General features: G+C 69.3%; 20 protein-coding genes and 1 pseudogene. 17 read left to right on the top strand and 4 right to left on the bottom strand.

Features of this window, described 5'->3' with window-relative positions; genetic code table 11:
* Window positions 1–101: 101 nt before the first annotated feature.
* From coxB to ACSQ2G_RS05755, 10 genes are all read left to right on the top strand, one after another.
* Complete coding sequence (gene coxB, locus ACSQ2G_RS05800) at window positions 102–1,055, top strand: cytochrome c oxidase subunit II (protein ID WP_436029086.1); 954 nt, start codon at window positions 102–104, stop codon at window positions 1,053–1,055.
* Window positions 1,056–1,079: 24 nt separating this feature from the next.
* On the top strand, window positions 1,080–2,744 hold the full coding sequence (gene ctaD / locus ACSQ2G_RS05795) for a cytochrome c oxidase subunit I (protein ID WP_436029084.1): 1,665 nt from the start codon (window positions 1,080–1,082) through the stop codon (window positions 2,742–2,744).
* Between the two features lie 96 nt (window positions 2,745–2,840).
* Window positions 2,841–3,878: a heme o synthase gene (cyoE, locus tag ACSQ2G_RS05790; protein WP_436029082.1), complete on the top strand. Its 1,038-nt coding sequence runs from the start codon at window positions 2,841–2,843 to the stop codon at window positions 3,876–3,878.
* Window positions 3,875–4,021 carry a hypothetical protein gene (locus ACSQ2G_RS05785; RefSeq protein WP_310083650.1) on the top strand — a complete coding sequence of 49 codons (147 nt, stop codon included), beginning with the start codon at window positions 3,875–3,877 and terminating at the stop codon, window positions 4,019–4,021. The genes cyoE and ACSQ2G_RS05785 overlap by 4 nt, the downstream gene beginning before the upstream one ends.
* 31 nt (window positions 4,022–4,052) lie before the next feature.
* The gene (locus ACSQ2G_RS05780; protein ID WP_404979952.1) at window positions 4,053–4,691 is read left to right on the top strand and encodes a cytochrome c oxidase assembly protein; all 639 of its coding nucleotides are present in this window, start codon (window positions 4,053–4,055) and stop codon (window positions 4,689–4,691) included.
* Between the two features lie 134 nt (window positions 4,692–4,825).
* Window positions 4,826–5,698 carry a cytochrome c oxidase subunit 3 gene (locus ACSQ2G_RS05775; protein WP_436029080.1) on the top strand — a complete coding sequence of 291 codons (873 nt, stop codon included), beginning with the start codon at window positions 4,826–4,828 and terminating at the stop codon, window positions 5,696–5,698.
* A 132-nt stretch (window positions 5,699–5,830) separates the two neighbouring features.
* Window positions 5,831–6,193 (top strand): DUF983 domain-containing protein, encoded by a 363-nt coding sequence (locus ACSQ2G_RS05770; RefSeq protein WP_436029079.1) that lies wholly within the window; start codon window positions 5,831–5,833, stop codon window positions 6,191–6,193.
* Window positions 6,186–6,866, top strand: a complete 681-nt coding sequence (locus ACSQ2G_RS05765; RefSeq protein WP_436029078.1) for an SURF1 family protein — start codon at window positions 6,186–6,188, stop codon at window positions 6,864–6,866. Before ACSQ2G_RS05770 ends, ACSQ2G_RS05765 begins: the two co-directional genes overlap by 8 nt.
* Window positions 6,866–8,269 (top strand): threonine synthase, encoded by a 1,404-nt coding sequence (thrC, locus tag ACSQ2G_RS05760; RefSeq protein WP_436029077.1) that lies wholly within the window; start codon window positions 6,866–6,868, stop codon window positions 8,267–8,269. Before ACSQ2G_RS05765 ends, thrC begins: the two co-directional genes overlap by 1 nt.
* Window positions 8,270–8,420: 151 nt before the next feature.
* Complete coding sequence (locus ACSQ2G_RS05755) at window positions 8,421–9,683, top strand: M16 family metallopeptidase (protein ID WP_436029075.1); 1,263 nt, start codon at window positions 8,421–8,423, stop codon at window positions 9,681–9,683.
* 42 nt (window positions 9,684–9,725) lie between these two features.
* On the opposite strand, the gene ACSQ2G_RS05750 is transcribed toward ACSQ2G_RS05755, so the two are convergent.
* Window positions 9,726–10,949 carry a serine hydrolase domain-containing protein gene (locus ACSQ2G_RS05750; protein ID WP_436029073.1) on the bottom strand — a complete coding sequence of 408 codons (1,224 nt, stop codon included), beginning with the start codon at window positions 10,947–10,949 and terminating at the stop codon, window positions 9,726–9,728.
* A 262-nt stretch (window positions 10,950–11,211) separates the two neighbouring features.
* Between ACSQ2G_RS05750 and ACSQ2G_RS05745 the strand changes: the two genes are divergently transcribed.
* The 3 genes and pseudogenes from ACSQ2G_RS05745 to ACSQ2G_RS05735 form a co-directional block, all read left to right on the top strand.
* Window positions 11,212–11,796 (top strand): GNAT family N-acetyltransferase, encoded by a 585-nt coding sequence (locus ACSQ2G_RS05745; protein ID WP_436029071.1) that lies wholly within the window; start codon window positions 11,212–11,214, stop codon window positions 11,794–11,796.
* A gap of 69 nt (window positions 11,797–11,865) precedes the next feature.
* The gene (locus tag ACSQ2G_RS05740; RefSeq protein ID WP_436029069.1) at window positions 11,866–13,533 is read left to right on the top strand and encodes a putative bifunctional diguanylate cyclase/phosphodiesterase; all 1,668 of its coding nucleotides are present in this window, start codon (window positions 11,866–11,868) and stop codon (window positions 13,531–13,533) included.
* Window positions 13,534–13,579: 46 nt separating this feature from the next.
* Window positions 13,580–13,699, top strand: a pseudogene (locus ACSQ2G_RS05735) (hypothetical protein); the annotation flags it as partial.
* A gap of 34 nt (window positions 13,700–13,733) precedes the next feature.
* On the opposite strand, the gene ACSQ2G_RS05730 reads toward ACSQ2G_RS05735, so the two are convergent.
* Both ACSQ2G_RS05730 and ACSQ2G_RS05725 read right to left on the bottom strand, forming a co-directional pair.
* A complete protein-coding gene (locus ACSQ2G_RS05730; RefSeq protein ID WP_436029067.1) occupies window positions 13,734–14,627 on the bottom strand; it encodes a slipin family protein in 894 nt (297 codons plus the stop codon).
* A 153-nt stretch (window positions 14,628–14,780) separates the two neighbouring features.
* Window positions 14,781–15,392, bottom strand: coding sequence for a YqgE/AlgH family protein (locus ACSQ2G_RS05725; RefSeq protein WP_436029065.1), 612 nt, complete (start codon window positions 15,390–15,392; stop codon window positions 14,781–14,783).
* Between the two features lie 136 nt (window positions 15,393–15,528).
* Here ACSQ2G_RS05725 and ACSQ2G_RS05720 point away from each other — a divergent pair, with 136 nt between their 5' ends.
* A complete protein-coding gene (locus ACSQ2G_RS05720; protein ID WP_310083612.1) occupies window positions 15,529–16,011 on the top strand; it encodes a peroxiredoxin in 483 nt (160 codons plus the stop codon).
* A 161-nt stretch (window positions 16,012–16,172) separates the two neighbouring features.
* Here ACSQ2G_RS05720 and ACSQ2G_RS05715 read toward each other — a convergent pair whose 3' ends face one another.
* The gene (locus tag ACSQ2G_RS05715; protein WP_436029063.1) at window positions 16,173–17,915 is read right to left on the bottom strand and encodes an acyl-CoA dehydrogenase; all 1,743 of its coding nucleotides are present in this window, start codon (window positions 17,913–17,915) and stop codon (window positions 16,173–16,175) included.
* A gap of 172 nt (window positions 17,916–18,087) precedes the next feature.
* Between ACSQ2G_RS05715 and ACSQ2G_RS05710 the strand changes: the two genes are divergently transcribed.
* The 3 genes from ACSQ2G_RS05710 to ACSQ2G_RS05700 all read left to right on the top strand — a co-directional run bounded on the left by ACSQ2G_RS05710 (window position 18,088) and on the right by ACSQ2G_RS05700 (window position 21,125).
* Window positions 18,088–18,729: a YceI family protein gene (locus ACSQ2G_RS05710; RefSeq protein WP_436029061.1), complete on the top strand. Its 642-nt coding sequence runs from the start codon at window positions 18,088–18,090 to the stop codon at window positions 18,727–18,729.
* A 150-nt stretch (window positions 18,730–18,879) separates the two neighbouring features.
* Window positions 18,880–20,217 (top strand): YceI family protein, encoded by a 1,338-nt coding sequence (locus ACSQ2G_RS05705; RefSeq protein WP_436029059.1) that lies wholly within the window; start codon window positions 18,880–18,882, stop codon window positions 20,215–20,217.
* Complete coding sequence (locus ACSQ2G_RS05700) at window positions 20,148–21,125, top strand: L-threonylcarbamoyladenylate synthase (protein ID WP_436029057.1); 978 nt, start codon at window positions 20,148–20,150, stop codon at window positions 21,123–21,125. The genes ACSQ2G_RS05705 and ACSQ2G_RS05700 overlap by 70 nt, the downstream gene beginning before the upstream one ends.
* Window positions 21,126–21,127 lie beyond the last annotated feature (2 nt).

The raw sequence follows: 21,127 nt of genomic DNA, 5'->3' as shown, positions 1-21,127 counted from the left end.
GTCGATTGCCTAAGTCCCGTGTCGCTGGTCGTATTGTGCATGTCGGCGCGGCGTGGGTTGATCGCGACGCCAAATCGCCGCCGAAACGGGCCGTGAGGGATATGAAGGCGCAAATTCAGGGGATGCGGCGGAAGTTGACGGGCGTAGCCGCCGTCGCCGCCACGACGATGGCCCTTTCGGGCGTGTTCGCGGGGCAGGCCCTCGCCAAGGGCGCCGAACTGCTGGGTCAGCCGACCCCCGGCGCCTACGATCTTCAGAAGGCGGCCTCGCCCCTGAAGTACGAGGCGATCGCCTTCCACAACCACATCCTGATGCCGATCATCACGCTGATCACCCTGCTGGTGCTGGGCCTGCTGATCTGGATCGTCATCCGCTACAACGCCAAGGCCAACCCGGTCCCGGCCAAGTTCAGCCACAACACCACCGTCGAGATCATCTGGACGATCGGCCCGGTGCTGATCCTGATGATCATCGCGATCTTCTCGTTCCGGCTGCTGTTCGCCTACAACGACATGCCCAAGCCGTACCTGACGGTGAAGGCCACCGGCTACCAGTGGTACTGGGGCTACGAATATCCCGACCAGAAGATCAGCGAGATCACCTCGGTGCCGCTGAAGAAGGAAGAGGCCGACGCCAAGGGCGTGCCCTACCTGCTGGCCGCCGACAAGCCGATGGTGGTGCCGGTCAACCAGGTGATCCGCGTGCAGGTCACCGGCGCCGACGTGATCCACTCGTTCGCCCTGCCGGCCTTCGGCCTCAAGACCGACGCCATCCCGGGCCGCCTGAACGAAACCTGGTTCAAGGCCGACACGATCGGCGTCTATTACGGCCAGTGCTCGGAACTGTGCGGCGTCGACCACTCGAACATGCCGATCGAGATCCATGTCGTCAGCCAGCCCGACTTCGACGCCTGGGTGAAGTCGAAGACCTCGCCCGCGCCGGCCGCGACCGCCGCCGCCGCTCCGGCCCCCGCCGCCGGCGCTCCCGCCGCCGCGACGCCGGCCGCCGCCCCCGCTTCCGCTCCGGCCGCGGCTCCCGCCGCGCCGGCGGCCTAAGATACGATTGCAGGATTAAGTCCGATGGCTCACGCCGCTGACATCGATCACCACGACGCGCACGACGACGCCGATCACAAGCCGCCGTTCTTCCAGCGCTGGTTCTTCTCGACCAACCACAAGGACATCGGCACGCTCTACATCCTGTTCGCCATCATGGCGGGCCTGGTGGGCGGCGCGCTGTCGGGCCTGATCCGCTGGGAGCTGGCCGAGCCGGGCATCCAGATCTTCGGTCCCAACTCGTCGATCAGCCTTCTGGGCCTCGTCGAGCAGTCCAAGCACGGCTACAACGCGGTGGTCACCGCCCACGCCCTGATCATGATCTTCTTCATGGTCATGCCGGCGATGATCGGCGGGTTCGGCAACTGGTTCGTGCCGATCATGATCGGCGCGCCGGACATGGCCTTCCCGCGGATGAACAACATCTCGTTCTGGCTGCTGGTCGCCGCCTGGTGCCTGCTGCTGACCTCGATGTTCGTCGACGGCGGCCCGGGCCGCGGCTTCGGTGGCGGCTGGACGATCTATCCGCCCCTGTCGACCACCGGCCACACCGGTCCGTCGATGGACCTGGCGATCCTGGCCCTCCACCTGGCCGGCGCCAGCTCGATCCTGGGCGCGATCAACTTCATCACCACGATCTTCAACATGCGCGCGCCGGGCATGACCCTGCACCGCATGCCGCTGTTCGCCTGGTCGGTGCTGATCACCGCCTTCCTGCTGCTGCTGTCGCTGCCCGTCCTGGCCGGCGCCATCACCATGTTGCTGACCGACCGCAACTTCGGCACCCACTTCTTCGACCCGGCCGCCGGCGGCGACCCCGTCATGTTCCAGCACCTGTTCTGGTTCTTCGGTCACCCGGAAGTGTACATCCTGATCCTGCCGGGCTTCGGCATCATCAGCCACATCGTCTCGACCTTCTCCAAGAAGCCGATCTTCGGCTATCTGGCGATGGCCTACGCCATGGTCGCCATCGGCTTCGTCGGCTTCATCGTGTGGGCCCACCACATGTACACCGTCGGCATGAGCATCAACCTGCGCGCCTATTTCGTGGCCGCGACGATGGTCATCGCGGTGCCGACCGGCGTGAAGATCTTCTCGTGGATCGCCACGATGTGGGGCGGCTCGATCAGCTTCAAGACGCCCATGCTGTGGGCGATCGGCTTCATCTTCCTGTTCACCGTCGGCGGCGTGACCGGCGTGGTGCTGTCGAACGCCGGCATCGACTACAGCCTGCACGACACCTACTACGTCGTCGCCCACTTCCACTACGTGCTGTCGCTGGGGGCGGTGTTCGCCATCTTCGCCGGCTTCTTCTACTGGTTCGAGAAGATGTGGGGCGTGAAGTACAACGAGCACCTGGGCTGCGCGCAGTTCTGGATCATGTTCGTCGGCGTCAACCTGGTGTTCTTCCCGCAGCACTTCCTGGGCCTGCAGGGCATGCCACGCCGCTATGTGGACTATCCGGTCGCCTTCGCGCACTGGAACTACGTCTCGTCGGTCGGCTACGCGATCACGGCCGTGGGCGTGGTGGTGTTCCTGGTGATCCTGCTGGAAGCCGCCATCCGCCGCCGCAAGGCCGAGGCCAATCCGTGGGGCGAAGGCGCCACCACCCTGGAATGGACCCTGTCCTCGCCGCCGCCGTTCCACCAGTTCAGCGACCCGCCGGTCATCAAGGCCGATAGCCACTGAATCTGGTAGACTAGACACGCAAAACGGGGGGCGCGGGCCGGATGAGAATCCAGTCCGCGCCCTTCGCCCATCAGAAGACCCGAACCCTTAAGTAAAATGGCCCGTTCCCCCGTCGCAACGCCTGGAGACGTCCTGACCCCCGAGGAGGCGACCGCCACGGTCCGCCATGCCCGTTGGCAGGACTATTTCCAGCTGATGAAGCCGCGGGTGATGTCGCTGGTCGTCTTCACGGCCCTGACGGGGCTTCTGGCCGCCCGTACCCCGATCCATCCGCTGCTGGGCGCGGTGGCGGTGTTCTGCATCGCCGTCGGGGCCGGGGCCTCGGGCGCGTTGAACATGTGGTACGACGCCGACATCGACGCCAAGATGCGCCGCACGCGCGGCCGGCCCGTGCCCATGGGCCTGGTCAAGGGCGAGGAGGCCGCCACCCTGGGCGTGGTGCTGAGCCTGTTGTCGGTGATGCTGATGGGCATGGCGATCAACTGGCTGGCCGCCGGTCTTCTGGCCTTCACCATCGTGTTCTACGCGGTGGTCTACACCATGTGGCTCAAGCGCTGGACGGCGCAGAACATCGTCATCGGCGGCCTGGCCGGCGCCTTGCCGCCGGCCATCGGCTGGGCGGCGGCCACGGGCCATGCGCCGCTGAACGCCTGGCTGATGGTGCTGATCATCTTCCTGTGGACCCCGCCGCACTTCTGGGCCCTGTCGCTGTACATCAGCACCGACTACGCCAAGGCCGGGGTGCCGATGCTGCCCGTGGTCAAGGGCGCCAAGGAGACCCGCCGGCAGATCCTGCTCTACAGCCTGGTCCTGATCCCGGTCTGCGTCGCGCCGGTGTTCACGGGCCTGGGCGGCTGGCTGTACCTAGCGGTGTCGGGCCTGGGCGGGCTGGTGTTCCTGACATTGGCCTGGCGGGTGTTCGCCAGCACGGCCGGCGACGCCGCCGACCCGCGCCCGGCCGACCGCGACCTCTACGAAGTGGGCGAGACGGCCGAGAAGCGGGGCAAGCCGGTGGGCGACGCCAGGCACGCCCGCAACCTGTTCGCCTTCTCGATCCTCTACCTGTTCGCCCTGTTCGCCGCCCTGCTGGCCGAGGCGGTGCTGGGCCTTAAAGTCCTGGAGCTGCCGCTATGACCCCGCCGCGCAAGGACGACCCGGCTCACAAGGCCCGCAGCGGCCGCAACATCGCCCTGGGCCTGGGCCTGGCGGCGTTCGTCATCCTGGTGTTCGTGGTCACCGTCGTGAAGTTGGGAGGCAATGTTGGGCCCCACTTCTAAGGACGACCTGTCGCCTGAAGATCGGGCCAAGATCGAGGCCGACAACCAGGTCGGCGTCGGGCCCCGGCCCAAGGGACGCGGCCACCTGAAGGTCGCCGTGATCTGCGGCCTGGCCTTCTTCGGCATGGTCGGGGCGGCCTATGCGGCGGTGCCGCTGTACAAGCTGTTCTGCCAGGCCACCGGCTTCGACGGCACGGTGCGCAAGGCCGTGGCCAAGCCGACCAAGGTGCTGGACCGCAAGGTCGAGATCCGCTTCGACGCCAATGTCCGCACCCTGCCGTGGGACTTCCAGCCGATGCAGACCAGCCAGCAGGTCCGCATCGGCGACACGGGCCTCGCCTTCTTCAAGGTGACCAACAAGGGCGACAAGCCGATGACCGGCCGGGCGCTCTACAACGTCGTGCCCGAGCAGGCGGGGGCCTATTTCCAGAAGCTGGAATGCTTCTGCTTCTCCAACCAGACGATCGAGCCGGGCCAGACGGTCGAGTTCCCGGTCGTCTACTTCGTCGACCCCGGCTTCGTGACCGACGCCGACACCAAGGACAAGTCGACGATCACGCTGTCCTACACCTTCTTCCCGGCGGTTGCTGACGCGGCTGGGGCGAAACAGGCGGCGACGACGCCGCGCATCGTTCAACCCCTTGGCGGCAAGCCGCCGAGGGCGCTATAGCGTTTCACACAGGGCGCGTCGGCAGGGGGAACCGGGTCGATGCGCCGGATTTACAGGGTGAGAGCGTGAGGGCGGCCGGCAACGGCTTCCCCTCGGCGATCACGCTCTTGAGGGATTAAAGGGTTAGCACGCACATGGCCCACGGCGCCGTCAAACACGACTATCACATCCTGCCCCCCAGCCCGTGGCCGTTCGTCGGCTCGGCCTCGGCCACGCTGATGGCCATCGGCCTGATCGCCTGGATCAAGGGCGGCGTCTTCGGCATCGAGAAGGGCCAGTGGTGGCTGTTCGCGACCGGCTTCGCCGGCGTGCTCTACACGATGTTCGGCTGGTGGCGCGACGTGGTGAAGGAAGCCAACGCCGGCGACCACACCCCCGTCGTCTCGATCGGCCTGCGCTACGGCATGGTGCTGTTCATCGCCTCGGAAGTGATGTTCTTCGTGGCGTGGTTCTGGATCTTCTTCGAGATGGCCCTGTTCCACCACCACCGCACCCTGTCGGGCATCGAGGAAGTCCGCGCCGCCTGGGCCACCTGGCCGCCGGCCGGCGTCGAGGCCGTCTCGCCCTGGCACCTGCCGCTGGTCAACACCCTGACCCTGCTGCTGTCGGGTACGACCATCACCTGGTCGCACCACGCCCTGCAGCAAGGCGACCGCAAGGGCGCCAAGTGGGGCCTGATCCTGACCATCCTGCTGGGCGCGCTGTTCACGACCATCCAGATCTACGAGTACAGCCACATCAACCACGAGCACCTGTTCTACTCGGAAGCGGCCGCCAATTCGGGCCTCTACGGCTCGACCTTCTTCCTGGCCACGGGCTTCCACGGCTTCCACGTGTTCGTCGGCACCCTGTTCCTGATCGTCTGCCTGATCCGGCTGATGAACGGCGCCTTCACCCCCAAGCAGCACTTCGGCTTCGAGGCCGCCGCCTGGTACTGGCACTTCGTGGACGTGGTCTGGCTGTTCCTGTTCGCCTTCGTCTACGTGATCTTCGGCGCGAGCCACTAGGTTCGACGCCCCGAGAGGGCCCGGATCGGGGACAGGCACATGTGCCTGTCCCCTTTTCTGTTTCTGGACTGGATTGGGGACAGGCGCATGCGCCTGTCCCCGTCCGCGTGTTGCGGTGTAAGGAAGAGGCCCATGACCCAAGTGAACCCCTATTTCGCCGGCGCGACCGGCCGCTGCCCGCACTGCGGCGAGGGGATGCTGTTCGACGGGTTCCTGAAGGTCTCCAAGACCTGCGAGGCCTGCGGCTTCGACCTGGGGGCCTATGAGACCGGCGACGGGGCCTCGACCTTCGTGATCCTGATCGCCGGCGCCCTGTGCGCGTTCGGGGCGCTGTTCTCGATGTTCGCCTTCAACTGGCCCGTCTGGCTGCTGCTGGTGGTCTGGCTGCCGGTCACCCTGGTCCTGTGCCTGGGCCTGATGCGACCGGCCAAAGGCCTGATGGTCGCCGCCCAGATCGCTAACAAAGCCTCCGAGGCCGGCCGCCACGATGTCTGACGCTTCCATCCAGAAGGACCGCCGCTTCCCGATCGGCCTGACGATCGCCACCCTGGTCGCCTTCGCCATCCTCTGCGGCCTGGGCGTCTGGCAGGTGAAGCGCCTGGCCTGGAAGCAAGACCTGCTGGCCCGGATCGAGGTGCTGAAGACCGCCCCGGCCCAACCGCTGGCGACCGTGCTGACCGGCAAGGGCGACGCGTCCTGGACACGCGTTTCGGTGACCTGCGTCCCCGGCCAGCCCGAGACCCTGCCGCTGGTCTACGGCGTCCGCGACGGCGACATCGTCTGGCGCGCCACCGCCATCTGCCGGACCTCGGCGGCGGGTTACGGCGCGATCCTGCTGGACCTGGGCGTGGTCAAGGCCCTGACCGGCCAGCCGACTCCCGCGCCGCTGGCCCTGGGCGCACCGGCCCAAGCCGTCGGCGTGCTGATGGCGCCCAGGTCGCTGGGTGGCGACCGGGCCGCGACGGTGGCCCGCTTCGCCGCCGACAAGCCCGCGCCCTACATCCTGATGGTCGAGTCCGTGACCCCCGCGCCGCCCGGAATCACCCCCGCGCCGCTGCCGGCAGAAATTTCCAATCGGCACCTGGAATACGCCCTGACGTGGTTCGGTCTTGCCGTGACCCTGCTGTTTATCTATGCCGCCATGCTCTGGCGGAAGATGAGATCCTGATGCGCTACGTTTCGACCCGGGGCGAATCCCCCTCGATCGGTTTCCTCGACGCGGTCCTGGCCGGCCTGGCCCCGGACGGCGGCCTCTATGTGCCAGAGCGCTGGCCCACCTTCACGCCCGAAGAGATCGCCGCCTTCGCCGGCCAGCCCTACGCCAAGGTGGCTGCCGCCGTGGTTGGCAAGTTCGTCGGCGACGACGTCCCGGCCGAGGACCTGGCCCTGATGTGCGAGGAGGCCTATTCGACCTTCGCCCACGCCGCCGTCGCGCCGCTGAAGCAACTGGCCCCCGGCCGTCACCTGCTGGAGCTGTTCCACGGCCCGACCCTGGCTTTCAAGGACGTGGCGATGCAGCTGCTGGGGCGGCTGTACGACTATGTGCTGTCGCGCCAGTCGCGGACCATGACCATCATCTGCGCCACCTCGGGCGACACCGGCGGCGCGGCGGTCGAGGCCTTCCGCGGCCGCGCGCACGCCCGCATCGTCGCCCTGTTCCCAGAGGGCCGGATCAGCGAGGTCCAGCGCCGGTTCATGACCACGGCCACCGACAAGAACGTCGCCTGCGTCTCGATCCAGGGCTCGTTCGACGACTGCCAGGCCATCGTCAAGCAGGCCTTCCAGGACGACCAGTTCCGCCACGCGGTCGACCTGTCGGGCGTCAACTCGATCAACTGGGCGCGGATCGCCGCCCAGAGCGTCTATTTCTTCACCGCCGCCGTCGCCCTGGGCACCCCGGCCCGCAAGGTCGCCTTTGTCGTGCCCACGGGCAATTTCGGCGACGCCTACGCCGCCTATGTCGCCACCCGCATGGGCCTGCCGGTGGCCCGGATCGTGGCCGCGACCAACAGCAACGACATCCTCGCTCGGGCCTTCGAGGAAGGCCGCTACGCGCGGGGCGCGGTGGCCGCCACCCAGAGCCCGGCCATGGACATCCAGGTGGCCTCCAACTTCGAGCGCCTGTATTTCGAAGCCGTCGGCCGCGACGGCGTCGAGACCGGCCGGGCCTTCCGCGCCTTCGCCGGCACGGGCGTGCTGGACATCCCGCCCAGCGCCCACGCCAAGATGCGCGAACTGTTCCAGGGCGCTTCGGTCAGCGAGGCCGACACCGCCAAGACCATCCTGTCGACTCTGAACGAGACCGGCGAGGTCATCGACCCGCACACCGCCGTCGGCGTCGCCGCCGCCAACGTGCTGCGCCTGGCCGATCCGGCCACCCCGGTCGTGGTGCTGTCCACCGCCCACCCCGCCAAGTTCCCCGAGGCGGTGTCGGCCGCCGCCGGCGTCACGCCGGCCACGCCCCGCGCCACGCCGGACTTGTCCAAGAAGCCCGAGAAGTTCGACCGTCTGCCGGCCGACGCCGAGACGGTGAAGGCGTTCGTGCGGGTGTTCGCGTCCACGGGTTCGTGATACGGGGCGTCTTTGCTCCTCACCCGTGAAACGGGGGAGGTGGCGCGATGCGCAGCATCGTGACGGAGGGGGCGTCCGGCCGCCTTCCCGACGCCCCCTCCGTCCGCTTCGCGGCCACCTCCCCCGTTTCACGGGGGAGGAGAAAGACTGAATGACCACCACCCTCCACACCCTCGAAAACGGCGTCCGCGTCGTCCATGACCCGATGCCGGGCCTGGAGACCATCGCCCTGTCGGTCGTGGCCGGCCGCGGGGCGGCCTACGAGGACCCGGCCCGGTCGGGCTGGTCGCACCTGCTGGAGCACATGGTGTTCAAGGGCGCGGGCCAACGCTCGTCCCGCGACATCGTCGAGGTGATCGAGGCCCAGGGCGGTCAGATCAACGCCGCCACCGGCTACGAGCGCACCAGCTTCCAGGTCCGCGCCCTGAAGGGCGGGCTGGACCTGGGCATGGCGGTGCTGTCCGACCTTGTCCTGCGTCCTACCCTCGACCAGGGCGACCTGACCCGCGAGAAGCAGGTGGTGGCCCAGGAGATCGCCGAGGCCGCCGACGCCCCCGACGACTACGTCTTCGACCTGGTCCAGGCCGCCGCCTGGGGCGACCATCCGCTGGCCCGACCGATCCTGGGCACGGTCGACAGCGTCAATTCCGCCACCGTCCAGGGCCTGTCGCACTGGCGCGGCCAGCTCTACGCCGCCGACCGATTGATCGTCAGCTGCTCGGGCGCGGTCGCGCTGGACGAGGTGCTGGACCTGGCCCGCCGTGAATTCGGCGCGATGCCCGCCGCGCCTGGGGCCTTGGCTTCCGACCCGGCCGGCTTCGTGGGCGGCCGCAGGAGCCAGGCCCGCAAGCTGGAGCAGGCGCACCTGGTGTTCATGCTGCCGGCCGTCAGCGCCCGCGAGGACGACTATTTCGCCCTGCGGATCTTCGCCGAGGCCCTGGGCGGGGGGATGTCGTCGCGGCTGTTCCAGGAAGCCCGCGAGAAACGGGGGCTAGCCTACAACATCGACGCCTATGCCGACACCTATGCCGACGCCGGGGCCCTGGGCGTCTATGCCGGCTGCGCGGCCGGCGACGCGGCCGAGACCGCCAAGGTCTGCGCCGAGCAGATCGCCCTGCTGGCCACCCGGATCGAGGACGCCGAACTGGCCCGCGCCAAGGCCCAGCTGAAGGCCCATATGTTCATGGCCCGCGAGCAGCCGCTGTCGCGCGCCGAGCAGGCGGCCGGCCAGGCCCTGATGTTCGACCGCCTCTACACCCCCGCCGAACTGGCCGAGGCGGTCGACGCCGTGAGCGTCGACGACCTCCAGCGCCTGGGCCGCGCGATCCTGGGGCCCGGCAAGGCCGCCAGCGCCATCCTGGGCGCCAAGGCGTCCCTGAAGGCGGGCGAAGTGTTCGAGCGGGCGCTGGGATAGGGGAGGGGGCGTCGGCCCAGGCGGCCGAACCCTCCCACCGCCTCAGGGCGCCAGCGCCGGTCCTGGGTCGCCCTTCATCTGCAGCCAGTCGGTGAACGGCAGGTGGTAATAGAGGTCGAAGACCTCGGCCTGCAGCTTGAAGGGCAGGCTGGCCTCGCTGTTCCACAGCATCACCACGCCGGTCTTGGTGGCCGGGTCGAACATCATCGTCGAGCGGTAGCCGTCCACCGCGCCGCTATGGCCGATCAGGCGGTGGCCCTTGTAGCCGAAGCTGCGCATGCCCAGGCCGTAGCCGGGGTGCTCCAGCGATCGGCCCAGGGGCGAGTTGCCGTAGGGACGCCCGGTATCGACCCGCGGGCGCTGGATCTCGGCCAGCACCTCGGCCGGCAGGACGGCGGGAGCCTGGCCCATCTGGGCCTGCATCCATCGCGCGAGATCGACGATATTGGAATTGACCCCGGCCGCGGCCGGGATCCGGTAGTAGGCGTCGGCCAGGGGCAGGGCGCGGCCGCCGCGCGACGGCCGGGCCCAATGGCCGGCGCCGCGCAGGCCGTCGGCGCCGATCGTTGCGCTGGTCATGCCCAGGGGCAGGAACAATCGCTGGCGGGCCTCGTCCGCATAGGGCCGGTGGGTGGCGGTCTCCACAACCTCGCGGATCGTGTCGTAGGCGACGTTCTGGTAGGTGTGGCAGGTGGCCGGCGGACACTGCGGGGCCACCGCCGCCAGGCTCTGGCGGATCGTCCTGGGATCCCGGCCGCCTTCCAGCCACCCGTCATAGGCGTTGCGCGGCAGGCCGGTGCGCTGGGACAGAAGCTGCGCGACCGTCAGGGCGTTCTGGGCGTCGCCGGGCAGGCGCAGGCTGGTGTCGAACTTGCCCAGCGGATCGTCCAGCGAGAACACCCCGTCGCGGGCCAGGCGGGCGCTGAGCGTGCTGGCCACGGTCTTGGACAGCGACGCCCAGCGGAAGACGGTGTCGGCGCCGACCTTCTCGCCGTCGTCGGGAGACGTCAGGCCATAGCCGCGCACGAACGACAGGCGGCCGTTCTCGACCATGGCGATCGCCAGGCCTTGCATGGAACGGTCTGTCATCATCGCCTGGATACGGGCGTCCAGGGCGCGATAGTCGATCTCGCCGCGCCAGGTCTTCGGCTCCAGCGGCAGGGCGAGCGGCGTCGCCGGCGCGGCCGCCGCCTCACGGATCTTGACCGGACGCGGACGATGCAGGGCGGTCCAGCCCAGCGCGCCCAGGCCGGCCGCCAACAGCACCGCCGCCGCGATCCGCCAACCGCGCCGGGGACGGCGGGCGAAGGTGTTTTGCCGGGTCTTGTAGAACTTGGTCAGCCGTCTGTTCCGTCGAATCCGCGTCGCGCGTGATGAAGGTCGTGTCCTACCCCTTTGCCGCGCCGCGACAAGGTGCTTCGGCCCGCAACGTCGCGTCCAAAGGTCACGGGGCGTCGGCGACGGCGCGCCCCTATTGCCTCCGGCGCGTTGACGCTCGAAGGTGCGCCCCTCAACGAGAACCTTCCGCTTGTCCGCCTTTCTCCGCCTCTTCCAGACCGACCCCGGCCCGCGCCTCGAAGGCCAGACGGTGTTCCTGCGCCTGCCGCGCCTGCACGACTACAAGCCCTGGGCCGAGCTGCGCGCCCGCTCGGCCGCCTTCCTCAAGCCCTGGGAGCCGACCTGGCCCGAGGACGATCTGACCCGTCCGGCCTTCCGCGCCCGGCTCAACGCCTACGCCCGCGAGATGGAGGTGGGGGAGGCGTTTCCGTTCTTCATGTTCCGGCGCGAGGACGGCGCGCTGATCGGCGGGGTGCGCCTGTTCCACATCCGCCGCGGCGTGTCGCAGACCGCGGTCATGGGCTACTGGATCGGACAGCCCTACGCCCGCCAGGGCTACATGCGCGACGGCGTCCGGGCCGCGATCGACTTCGCGTTCGGCGAGCTGGGCCTGCACAGGCTGGAAGCCGCCTGCATGCCGGAGAACGAGCCCTCGGCCGCCGTTCTGCTGAAATCGGGCTTCGGGGAAGAGGGATATGCGCCCGCTTATCTGAAAATTAACGGCGAGTGGCGAGATCATCGTCTGTTCGGGATGGTCGCGCCTCCGGTCGGTTAGCCGGTCTTCTCTTCGGGGAAGAACCTCAGCGCGGACCCGGGCGCGGCGCTTTCGGCGCGGGATCAGGGCATGTCGTTCAAGATCAGTCAGCGACGCGTATGGGACGCCACGGCCACGCTGGAGGCCTTGGGCGCCGCCGAAGTCGCGCTGTGGCTCTGGGAACCCGAGGCCGACCGCCTGCGCGTCAACGGCGCTTCACGGGCCTTGGGCCTGGGGCCGCTGGCCCCGGACTGCTCCTCCGCCGCCTTCCGCGCCCTGACCCTGCCCCAGGACCGCGCCCAGGCCGAGGACATTCTCAAGGTCCGCGCGCCCGGCAGCGAGATCGTCGCGCGCCTGCGCATGCGGGGCGGCGGGACCTGCATCTGGCGCGGGACCTGGCTGGAAGACGGGGTGCGCGCCGCCGGCGTCATCGCCCCCGAGGTCAAGTTCGCCGCCTCCGAGCGCGACACCCTGACCGGCCTTCTGGACCGCAAGAGCTTCATCGCCCACGCCCGCGAGCGGCTGGCCAGGAGCGGCGTGCATGAACTGGTGGTCGCCGACGTCGATCGCCTGCGCCGCCTGAACGAGGCCCTGGGCCACGAGCGGGCCGACCTGGTGCTGGCCGCCCTGGGCTCGCGCCTGGCCGCCGCCTTCCCGTCCGAAGCCCTGCTGGGTCGGATCGGCGAGGACGAGTTCGCGGTGCTGTGCGACCCGGCCGGCTTCGAGCCCGCGGAGCTGCTGCGCACCGCCCTGGAGCAGCCCCTGCGGGTGGCGGGCTTCGACATCCATCCGACCCTGTCGATCGGCGCCGTGGCGGCCGAGGGCGGCGAGGACGCCCCCGAGGCGGCCGAACTGCTGCGCCGCGCCGAGCTGGCCGTCGAGGCCGCCGGGTCCGCAGGACGGGGCGGGGCCGCCGCCTACGGCCGTTCGATGGAGACCGACGGCCTGTCGCGCCTGGCCCTGGAGGCCGACCTGCGCGGCGCGATCGGCCGCGGCGAGATCACCCCCTTCTTCCAGCCCGTGGTGCGGCTGTCGACCGGCGCCCTGTCGGGCTTCGAGGCCTTGGCCCGCTGGATCCATCCGCGCCGCGGTATGCTGCCGCCCGACGAGTTCCTCCCGCTGGTGGAGGAGATGGGTCTGATGAGCGAGCTGGGCGAGCACATGATGCGCACCTCGGCCCGCCAGCTGGCCGCCTGGCGCCGCTCGCACCCGGCCGTCGGCGCCCTGACCGTCAGCGTCAATCTGTCGACCGGCGAGATCGACCGCCCGGGCCTGGTCCACGACGTGCGCCAGGTGCTCAAGGAGCACGACCTGCCGCGCGGCGCGCTGAAGCTGGAAGTCACCGAAAGCGACATCATGCGTGATCCCGAGCGGGCCGCGGTGATCCTGCGGACCCTGCGAGACGCCGGCGCCGGCCTGGCGCTGGACGACTTCGGCACCGGCTTCTCGTCGCTGTCCTACCTGACCCGCCTGCCGTTCGACACGCTGAAGATCGACCGCTACTTCGTGCGGACCATGGGCAGCAACGCCGGCTCGGCCAAGATCGTCCGCTCGGTGGTCAAGCTGGGCCAGGACCTGGACCTGGAAGTCGTCGCCGAGGGCGTCGAGAACGCCGAGATGGCCCGGGCCCTGCAGTCGCTCGGCTGCGACTACGGCCAGGGCTTCGGCTACGCCCCGGCCCTGTCGCCGCAGGAGGCCGAGGTCTATCTGAACGAGGCCTATGTGGACGGCGCCGCGCCGGTGAAAGCGCGGGGGTAAGGGCAAGCCAAGCGATTCCCATATCGCGCGGCTGGCTCTAGTGGTTGTGGATAGTTGGCGATCTTGGGCCGAATTCCTCGTCCTTCGACAGGCTCAGGATGAGGAATTCTACTGAACCGTCCTAAAAAGTAGCCCTCATCCTGAGCTTGTCGAAGGACGAGGGCGGCCCACAACGCCAAACGCCTAACTGCCCACAGCCTCTAGTGGTTGGCCGTCGAGGCCGGGATCTGCTCGACCACCGGTTCATGGGCCAGGCCGGCGAGGCCGCCCAGCTGCATCGAGTCCAGCGCCGTGCTGGGCACGATGACGAAGGTCGCGTTCTGCTTCAGCCCTTCGTAGAGCATGTTCATGGCCCGCAGGTGCAGGGCGGTGGGATTGCCCGCATAGCCGCGGGCCGCTTCCTGAAAGCTTTCGGCCACCTGACGCTCGGAATCGCCCAGGATGATCCGGGCCTGGCGCTCGCGCTCGGCCTGGGCCTGCATGGACATCGCGTTCTCCAGGGCCTCGGGGATCAGGACGTCCTTGATCTCCACCGAGATGACGTTGACGCCCCACGGCTCGGTGCGTTCGTCGATGATCCTGCGCAGTTCCTTGCCGATCTTTTCGCGGCCCTCCAGCATGGCGGCCAGCACGGTCTTGCCGATGACGTCGCGCAGGGCGGTCTGGGACGCCCAGGCGATGGCGCTGTGATAGTCCTCGACGTCCATCGCCGCCTTCTGGGGATCGATGACCTTCCAGAACAGCACCGCGTCCACATCGACGGGCACGGTGTCCTTGGTCAGGGTCTTTTCGGCCTTGAACGTGGAGGTGATCACCCGGATGTCGATCCAGTAGGGAATGACATCGACGATCGGGATGATCCAGAACAGGCCTGGGCCGTTGAGGACGCGAAACCGCCCGAGGCGCAGGACGACCGCCCGTTCCCACTGGCTGGCGACCTTGATCGCCGCGGCCAGCAAGGTCGCCGCGACGACGAACGCGGCCAGCAGGGCGGCCGCCGCCGTGACGTCGGCGCGTATCTGCCAGGATATCGCCGCGCCCGCGCCGGCGACGAGGAAGAAGAGGGTGAGGGGGATAGCACTGGGCTGGCGCATGGGCCTGTTCCCGCGATGGATGCGGAGGCCCCGGCGCGGCGCGCCGCGACTTGCATCAGCTAGTGAAACGCCCATCCAAGGCGAAGGTTTCGGCGCGGATGAGGTTTCGCCGCCTCGGGTGTGGGGTCCCCGAATGAGGTCGCGCGGTTTGCTCTAGGCCCGGCCCGCCTGGCTCGACAGGTGGTCGGCCGTGACGCCGATCTTGGCCAGGGCCATGGTCCATTTGTTGTCGTAGTCGTCGCCGAACAGCAGGGCCTCGTCGGCGTCGCAGATCAGCCAGACATTGTCGCGCAGTTCCTGCTCCAGCTGGCCCGGACCCCAGCCGGAATAGCCCAGGGCCAGGATGGCGTGGCGCGGCCGGCGGATCTTGCTGCCCAGGGCGTCCAGGGCGTCGCGGGTCACGGTCAGGGCCAGGCCGTCGGCCACCGGCACGGTGGAGTCGGGCGAGACATAGTCGTCGGTGTGCAGCACGAAGCCGCGCTCGCGCTCGACCGGCCCGCCCAGCATCACCAGGTCGCCGCCGGCCTCGATCTCGGGCGCGACGCCCAGGTTGTTGAGCAGCTCGAACAGGGTCAGGCCCTCGACCGGGCGGTTGACCGCCAAGCCCATGGCCTGCTCGGCGTCGTGGGCGCAGACGTACAGCACGGCGCGCTCGAAGCGCGGGTCCTCGATGCCCGGCATGGCCACCAGCATCTGGCCGGCCAGGAAGCCGGTCTGGCCGCCATTCCGGTCCGAGGCTCCGCGATCCGTGCGAGGTGAGTCCATGACAAGAGGATCGGATCGGAACGCGTCGGTTTCAAGTCCAACCTTCCCTTGGCGATCGGCGTCGGGGCCTTTATCTCGGTTGCGCGTTCTCAACGCGCATCTTCCCTTTCCCCGGGCAACCCACAGGACACCGCACATGGCGATCAAGGTTGGCGACAAGCTTCCTTCGGCGACTTTCATGACCAGCACGGCCGAGGGTCCGGCCCCGGTCACGACCGACGACCTGTTCAAGGGCAAGACCGTGGCCCTGTTCGCGGTGCCCGGCGCGTTCACCCCGACCTGCTCGGCCAAGCACCTGCCGGGTTTCAAGGAGAAGGCCGCGGACCTCAAGGCCAAGGGCGTCGACACGATCGCCTGCGTCTCGGTCAACGATGTCTTCGTGATGAAGGCCTGGGCCGCCGACCAGGGCATCACCGACGAGGTTCTGCTGCTGGCCGACGGCAACGGCGACTTCACCCGGGCCGTCGGCCTGGAGTTCGACGGCAGCAAGTTCGGCATGGGCCTGCGCTCGCAGCGCTACTCGCTGATCGCCAAGGACGGGGTGGTCGAGACCCTGAACGTGGAAGAGGGCGGGGAATTCAAGGTCTCGTCGGCGGATTACATGCTGGGCCAGCTGTAGCGATTTACGATCGGGGACGTACGCATGCGTGCGTCCCCATCAGCAGAAGACCCCCTCAGTCGCTCCGCGACAGCTCCCCCGGAGGGGGAGCATCTGATTGGCGCGGCGTCGGCCGAGATCCTCCCCTTTTGGGGGAGGTGGCCCGGAGGGCCGGAGGGGGGTTAGGCCCCAAGCATCTCCGGCGTCACCGCTTCCAAATCCGCCGACCCTCCCGTCACTGCCGCCACCTGCCCCGGCACGGTCGCCAGCACGTTCTCGCCATAGACCCGCGCCAGGGCCAGCCGCAGCCCCACGGGCTCGGCCAGCGCCCCCTTGGCCAGCATCCAGCCGCCGACGGTGTCGCCCAGCAGCTTCAGATAGGCCGTGGCGCCCGAGAGAGCGTCGGGCATGGCCCGGGCCCGGCGCTCGATCAGCCAGGCGGTGGCCGAACTGGCCGCGTCCAGGGCGGCCTTGAAGCGCAGGGCCACGCCGCCCAGGTCGCCGCCGGCCGCCTCCAACGCCTCCTGGGTGTCGCGCATGTCGTCCATCAGGTCGCCGATCGCCTGGCCTTCCGCCAGGGGGAGCTTGCGGCCGATCAGGTCGATGGCCTGGATGCCGTTGGCCCCCTCGTAGATCGGGGCGATGCGGGCGTCGCGATAGTGCTGGGCCGCGCCGGTCTCCTCGATGAAGCCCATGCCGCCGTGCACCTGCACGCCCTGGGAGGCGACCTCGACCCCGATGTCGGTGGACCAGGCCTTGGCGATCGGGGTCAGCAGCTCCTCGCGCAGCTTGGCGGTCGCGCGCTCTTCCTCGGTGGCGGCGTGGGTGGAGAGGTCGGCGGCCACGGCGGTCGACAGGCAGATCCCACGCGCCGCCTCGATCCTGGCCTTCATCAGCACCAGGGTCTTGCGGATGTCGGGGTGGTCGTAGAGGCGCGCGGGATGGGCCCCCGTCCAGGCCGAGCGGCCCTGAGTGCGCTCCAGCGAGAAGTCCAACGCCTGCTGGTAGGCCCGCTCGGCGATCGCCACGCCCTGGGCCCCGACCTGCAACCGCGCGGCGTTCATCATCGTGAACATGTGGGCCAGGCCCGAGCCCAGTTGGCCGACCAGCTCGGCCTTGGCCCCCTCGTACAGCATCACGCAGGTGGGCGAGCCGTGGATGCCCAGCTTGTGCTCCAACCCGCCGACCCGCAGGGCGTTGACCGCGCCCAGGCCGCCGGCCTCGTTGACCAGAACCTTGGGGGCCAGGAACAGCGAGATGCCCTTGACGCCGGGCGGGGCGTCGGGCGTACGGGCCAGCACCAGGTGCAGGATGTTGTCGGCGGCGTCGTGATCGCCCCAGGTGATGAAGATCTTCTGGCCCGACAGGGTGTAGCCGCCGTCGCCGTCCGGCGTGGCCATCGTCGTTAGGGCGCCCAGGTCCGAGCCGGCCTGGGGCTCGGTCAGGTTCATGGTCCCGGTCCATTCGCCCGACACCAGGCGGGGCAGGTAGAGGGCCTTCTGGCGCTCGGAGCCGTGGTGGGTCAGGGCCTCGATGGCCCCCAGGCTCAGCATCGGGCACAGGCCGAAGGCCATGTTGGCCGCCTGGACCATTTCCAGCACCGCGACCTCCAGGGTCTTGGGCAGGCCCTGGCCGCCGTGCTCGGGCGCGGCCGCCAGGCTGGTCCAGCCGTCCTGGGCGAACTGGCGGTAGGCGTCGGCGAAGCCGGGCGCGGCGCGGACCACGCCGTTTTCGAGCCTCGCGCCGACCAGGTCGCCGCCCCGGTTCAGCGGGGCCAGCACCTCGCTGGCGAACGCCCCCGCCGCCTCGAGCACCGCGCTGACCGTGTCGGCGTCGGCCTCCGGGAAGGCGTCGGCCAGGCGGTCGAACCCGGCCACGTGCTTCAGGGCGAAGGCGAGGTCGCGGACGGGCGCGCGGTAGGTCATGAGCAGGTCCGATCTGGCGGCGGGTAGGTGAACTCTGTTTAGATGTCGCGCCGCCCCCTGCAAAGTCGATGGGATCACGGCTTCGTGAAGGGCGGTCCCTTCCACCCCGGGCCAAGCTTCCTAAGTTGGGGTTCGGCAACCGTTGCTATTACAGTTTGGAGACTGTCCCCCGATGAACCGCGCCCTGAACCGCCGCCTCGCCCCGTCTCTCCTAAAGGGCGCCGTTCTGGCTGGCGCTCTTCTGACCGCGTCCGTCACCCTGCCGGCCATGGCTCAGGCCCAGGTCGCGAGCGATCCGGCCGCCGCCCCGGCCGGAACCTGGACGCTGGACAAGCGCCACGCCAGCCTGACCCTGAAGGTCACGCACTTCGGCACCTCGCACTACACCTTCCGTTTCGCCCAGGGCGCCATCGACGGGTCGTACGCCTACGACCCGGCCAAGCCGCTGGACACCAAGGTGTCGATCACCATCGACGCGACCAAGGTCGACACCGGCCTGCCGGATTTCGACAAGGAAATCGGCACGGACCCGAAGTTCTTCAACGGCGCGCAATATCCGAAGATCACCTTCGTCTCGACCAAGGTCGAGCCGGGCAAGCTGACCGGCGACCTGACCTTCCGCGGCGTGACCAAGCCGGTCACCCTGGACGTCAAGTACAACGGCTACGCCAAGACCCCGTTCGGCTCGCAGATCATGGGCTTCTCGGCGACGGGCAAGATCAAGCGCTCGGACTTCGGCTTCACCCACCTCGTGCCGATGGTCAGCGACGACGTCGACCTGGCGATCGAAGCCGAGTTCAATCCGAAGAAATAAGCTAGACCTCCTCATCCTGAGGCGCCCGCGCAGCGGGCCTCGAAGGACGCACGGCTTTCACGCTGCGTCCTTCGAGGCTCGACCAAAGGGTCGAGCACCTCAGGAAGAGGCGCGCTAATGGATCTACTAAGACCCGAGACGAGGACGACCATGACCGCCGAAGCGCCTATCGAGACCTCTTCGGCGGCGGGTCGTTCCGTCCGCTACACGACCGTCGCCATCGTCCTGCACTGGCTGATCGCCGCCGCCATCGTCTTCCAGATCATCCTGGGCTGGCGGATGGGCGACGAGCCCAAGGGGCCGGCCACCTACGCCATCTTCCAGCTGCACAAGTCGATCGGCATCACCATCCTGCTGCTCAGCCTGGCGCGGCTGGCCTGGCGGCTGTTCCACCGGCCGCCGCCGCATCCGGTGGGGCAGCCGCGCTGGGAGACGATCGCCTCGCAAGTCGTCCATGTCGCGTTCTACGTGATCATGATCGGCCTGCCGGTCACCGGCTGGATCATGGTCTCGGCCAGCAAGCTGAACATCCCGACCCTGCTGTACGGGACCGTTCCCTGGCCGCATCTGCCGCTGCTGCCCGAACTGGCCACGGAGCCCAAGCACCTCTGGTACAAGGCCGGCCAGATCAGCCACGACCTGCTGGTCAAGACGACCTATCTGCTGCTGGCCCTGCACCTGGGCGCGGTGGCCAAGCACCAGATCCTCGACCGCGACGAAGTGTTCGGCCACATGGCGGCCGGCGCCAAGCCGGGGTGGAAGGAGCCGCGGGCCTGGCTGGCCGCCGCTGGCCTGATCGCCGTGATCGCGGCGGGGTACCTGTACAAGCCGGCGGTCAAGGCCAAGGCGCCCGCCGCCCCGGCCGAGATCGCCGACGTCCAGGCCCCGGCGGCCCCGCCGGAACCCACGGTCGCTGGCCCGGCCCCGACTACGCCGGTCACCGAAGCCGCGCCCGCCGCCGCTCCGCCCGAGCCCGACGCGGCCATGAAGGACCCCGTCGCCTGGACGGTGGCCAAGAGCTCGACCCTGAACTTCACCGCCAGCTGGGCCGGCGACGCCATCGAGGGCCAGTTCAAGCGCTGGACCGCCGACATCCTGTTCTCGCCCGAGGCCCTGGACCGCTCCAAGCTGACCGTCAGCATCGACATGGGCTCGGCCGCCACCGGCGACGACCAGCGTGATTCCAGCCTACCCAGCGACGACTTCTTCGCCACGGCCAGCCATCCCAAGGCGACCTTCACGGCCAGCAAGTTCCGCAAGACCGGCGACGGCAAGTTCGTCGCCGACGGGACGCTGGACCTGCGCGGCGTCAAGAAGCCGGTCAGCCTGCCCTTCACCCTGAAGATCGACGGCGACACGGCCACGGCCCGGGGTGTAACCACCCTGGACCGGACGGCGTTCGGGGTTGGACAGGGCGAATGGGCGTCTACGGATCAGATCGGCGGCAAGGTGAAGGTCAGCTTCGCCATCACGGCCAAGCGGAAATAGCGACCGCCGCCAGGGTCCTGGCGGACGGCGGGCTGGTGCTGCTGCCCACCGAGACCGTCTACGGCCTGGGCGCCGACGCCGCGAACCCGGTGGCGGTGGCGGCGATCTTCGAGGCCAAGGGCCGCCCGCACTTCAACCCGCTGATCGCCCACGTCCACGACGTCGAGACGGCCGCCCGCATCGCCGCCTTCGACGACCGCGCCCTGGCCCTGGCCGCCGCCTTCTGGCCCGGCCCGCTGACGATCGTCGCCCCGATCCGCGATCCGGCCGCCGTCTGCGACCTGGCGCGGGCGGGGCTGGACACCGTGGCCATCCGGGTGCCCGGCCATCCGTTGTCGCGCGCCGTGCTGGCGGCGTTCGGCGGGGCGGTGGTCGCGCCGTCGGCCAACCGTTCGGGCCGGCCCAGCCCGACCACCTTCGCCGACGCCTTCGCCGAGACCGGCGACAAGGCCGCCGCCGCCCTGGACGGCGGGCCCTGCGAGGTGGGCCTGGAATCCACCGTCGTCGCCGTGCTCGACGGCCCGGTCCGTCTGCTGCGCCCCGGCGCCGTGACCCGGGCCCAGCTGGAGGCGGTGGTCGGTCCGCTGGCCCAGGCCGACGACGACGCCAAGCGCTCGCCCGGCCGCCTGGCCCTGCACTACGCGCCCGACGCGCCCGTGCGGGTCGACGCCGAGGCTCCGCGCGAGGGCGAGGCGTTCCTGGCGTTCGGGCCGTGGCCGGCGGGGGAGGGCGTGTTCAACCTCAGCCCCTCGGGCGACCTCGTCGAAGCCGCGGCCAACCTGTTCGCGTTCCTGCGCGCCGCCGACCGGACCCAGCCCGCCGGCATCGCCGTCGCCCCGATCCCGGACGAAGGCCTCGGCGAGGCGATCAACGACCGTCTGAGACGGGCGGCTGGGTTCGTGGGATAAGA

It is taken from the genome of Caulobacter sp. LjRoot300, from assembly GCF_964253875.1.
GTDB lineage: Bacteria > Pseudomonadota > Alphaproteobacteria > Caulobacterales > Caulobacteraceae > Caulobacter.
This window is presented reverse-complemented; position numbering and strand designations above follow the sequence as displayed.

Bases quoted from the DNA above. Each gene is read 5' to 3' on its own strand.
- cyoE (WP_436029082.1), top strand. From the start codon at position 2,841: ATGGCCCGTTCCCCCGTCGCAACGCCTGGAGACGTCCTGACCCCCGAG.
- ACSQ2G_RS05740 (WP_436029069.1), top strand. From the start codon at position 11,866: ATGTCGTTCAAGATCAGTCAGCGACGCGTATGGGACGCCACGGCCACG.
- ACSQ2G_RS05785 (WP_310083650.1), top strand. From the start codon at position 3,875: ATGACCCCGCCGCGCAAGGACGACCCGGCTCACAAGGCCCGCAGCGGC.
- ctaD (WP_436029084.1), top strand. From the start codon at position 1,080: ATGGCTCACGCCGCTGACATCGATCACCACGACGCGCACGACGACGCC.
- ACSQ2G_RS05720 (WP_310083612.1), top strand. From the start codon at position 15,529: ATGGCGATCAAGGTTGGCGACAAGCTTCCTTCGGCGACTTTCATGACC.
- ACSQ2G_RS05755 (WP_436029075.1), top strand. From the start codon at position 8,421: ATGACCACCACCCTCCACACCCTCGAAAACGGCGTCCGCGTCGTCCAT.
- ACSQ2G_RS05710 (WP_436029061.1), top strand. From the start codon at position 18,088: ATGAACCGCGCCCTGAACCGCCGCCTCGCCCCGTCTCTCCTAAAGGGC.
- ACSQ2G_RS05705 (WP_436029059.1), top strand. From the start codon at position 18,880: ATGACCGCCGAAGCGCCTATCGAGACCTCTTCGGCGGCGGGTCGTTCC.
- ACSQ2G_RS05725 (WP_436029065.1), bottom strand. From the start codon at position 15,392: ATGGACTCACCTCGCACGGATCGCGGAGCCTCGGACCGGAATGGCGGC.
- ACSQ2G_RS05775 (WP_436029080.1), top strand. From the start codon at position 4,826: ATGGCCCACGGCGCCGTCAAACACGACTATCACATCCTGCCCCCCAGC.
- ACSQ2G_RS05715 (WP_436029063.1), bottom strand. From the start codon at position 17,915: ATGACCTACCGCGCGCCCGTCCGCGACCTCGCCTTCGCCCTGAAGCAC.
- ACSQ2G_RS05770 (WP_436029079.1), top strand. From the start codon at position 5,831: ATGACCCAAGTGAACCCCTATTTCGCCGGCGCGACCGGCCGCTGCCCG.
- thrC (WP_436029077.1), top strand. From the start codon at position 6,866: ATGCGCTACGTTTCGACCCGGGGCGAATCCCCCTCGATCGGTTTCCTC.
- ACSQ2G_RS05700 (WP_436029057.1), top strand. From the start codon at position 20,148: ATGGGCGTCTACGGATCAGATCGGCGGCAAGGTGAAGGTCAGCTTCGC.
- ACSQ2G_RS05765 (WP_436029078.1), top strand. From the start codon at position 6,186: ATGTCTGACGCTTCCATCCAGAAGGACCGCCGCTTCCCGATCGGCCTG.
- coxB (WP_436029086.1), top strand. From the start codon at position 102: ATGAAGGCGCAAATTCAGGGGATGCGGCGGAAGTTGACGGGCGTAGCC.
- ACSQ2G_RS05730 (WP_436029067.1), bottom strand. From the start codon at position 14,627: ATGCGCCAGCCCAGTGCTATCCCCCTCACCCTCTTCTTCCTCGTCGCC.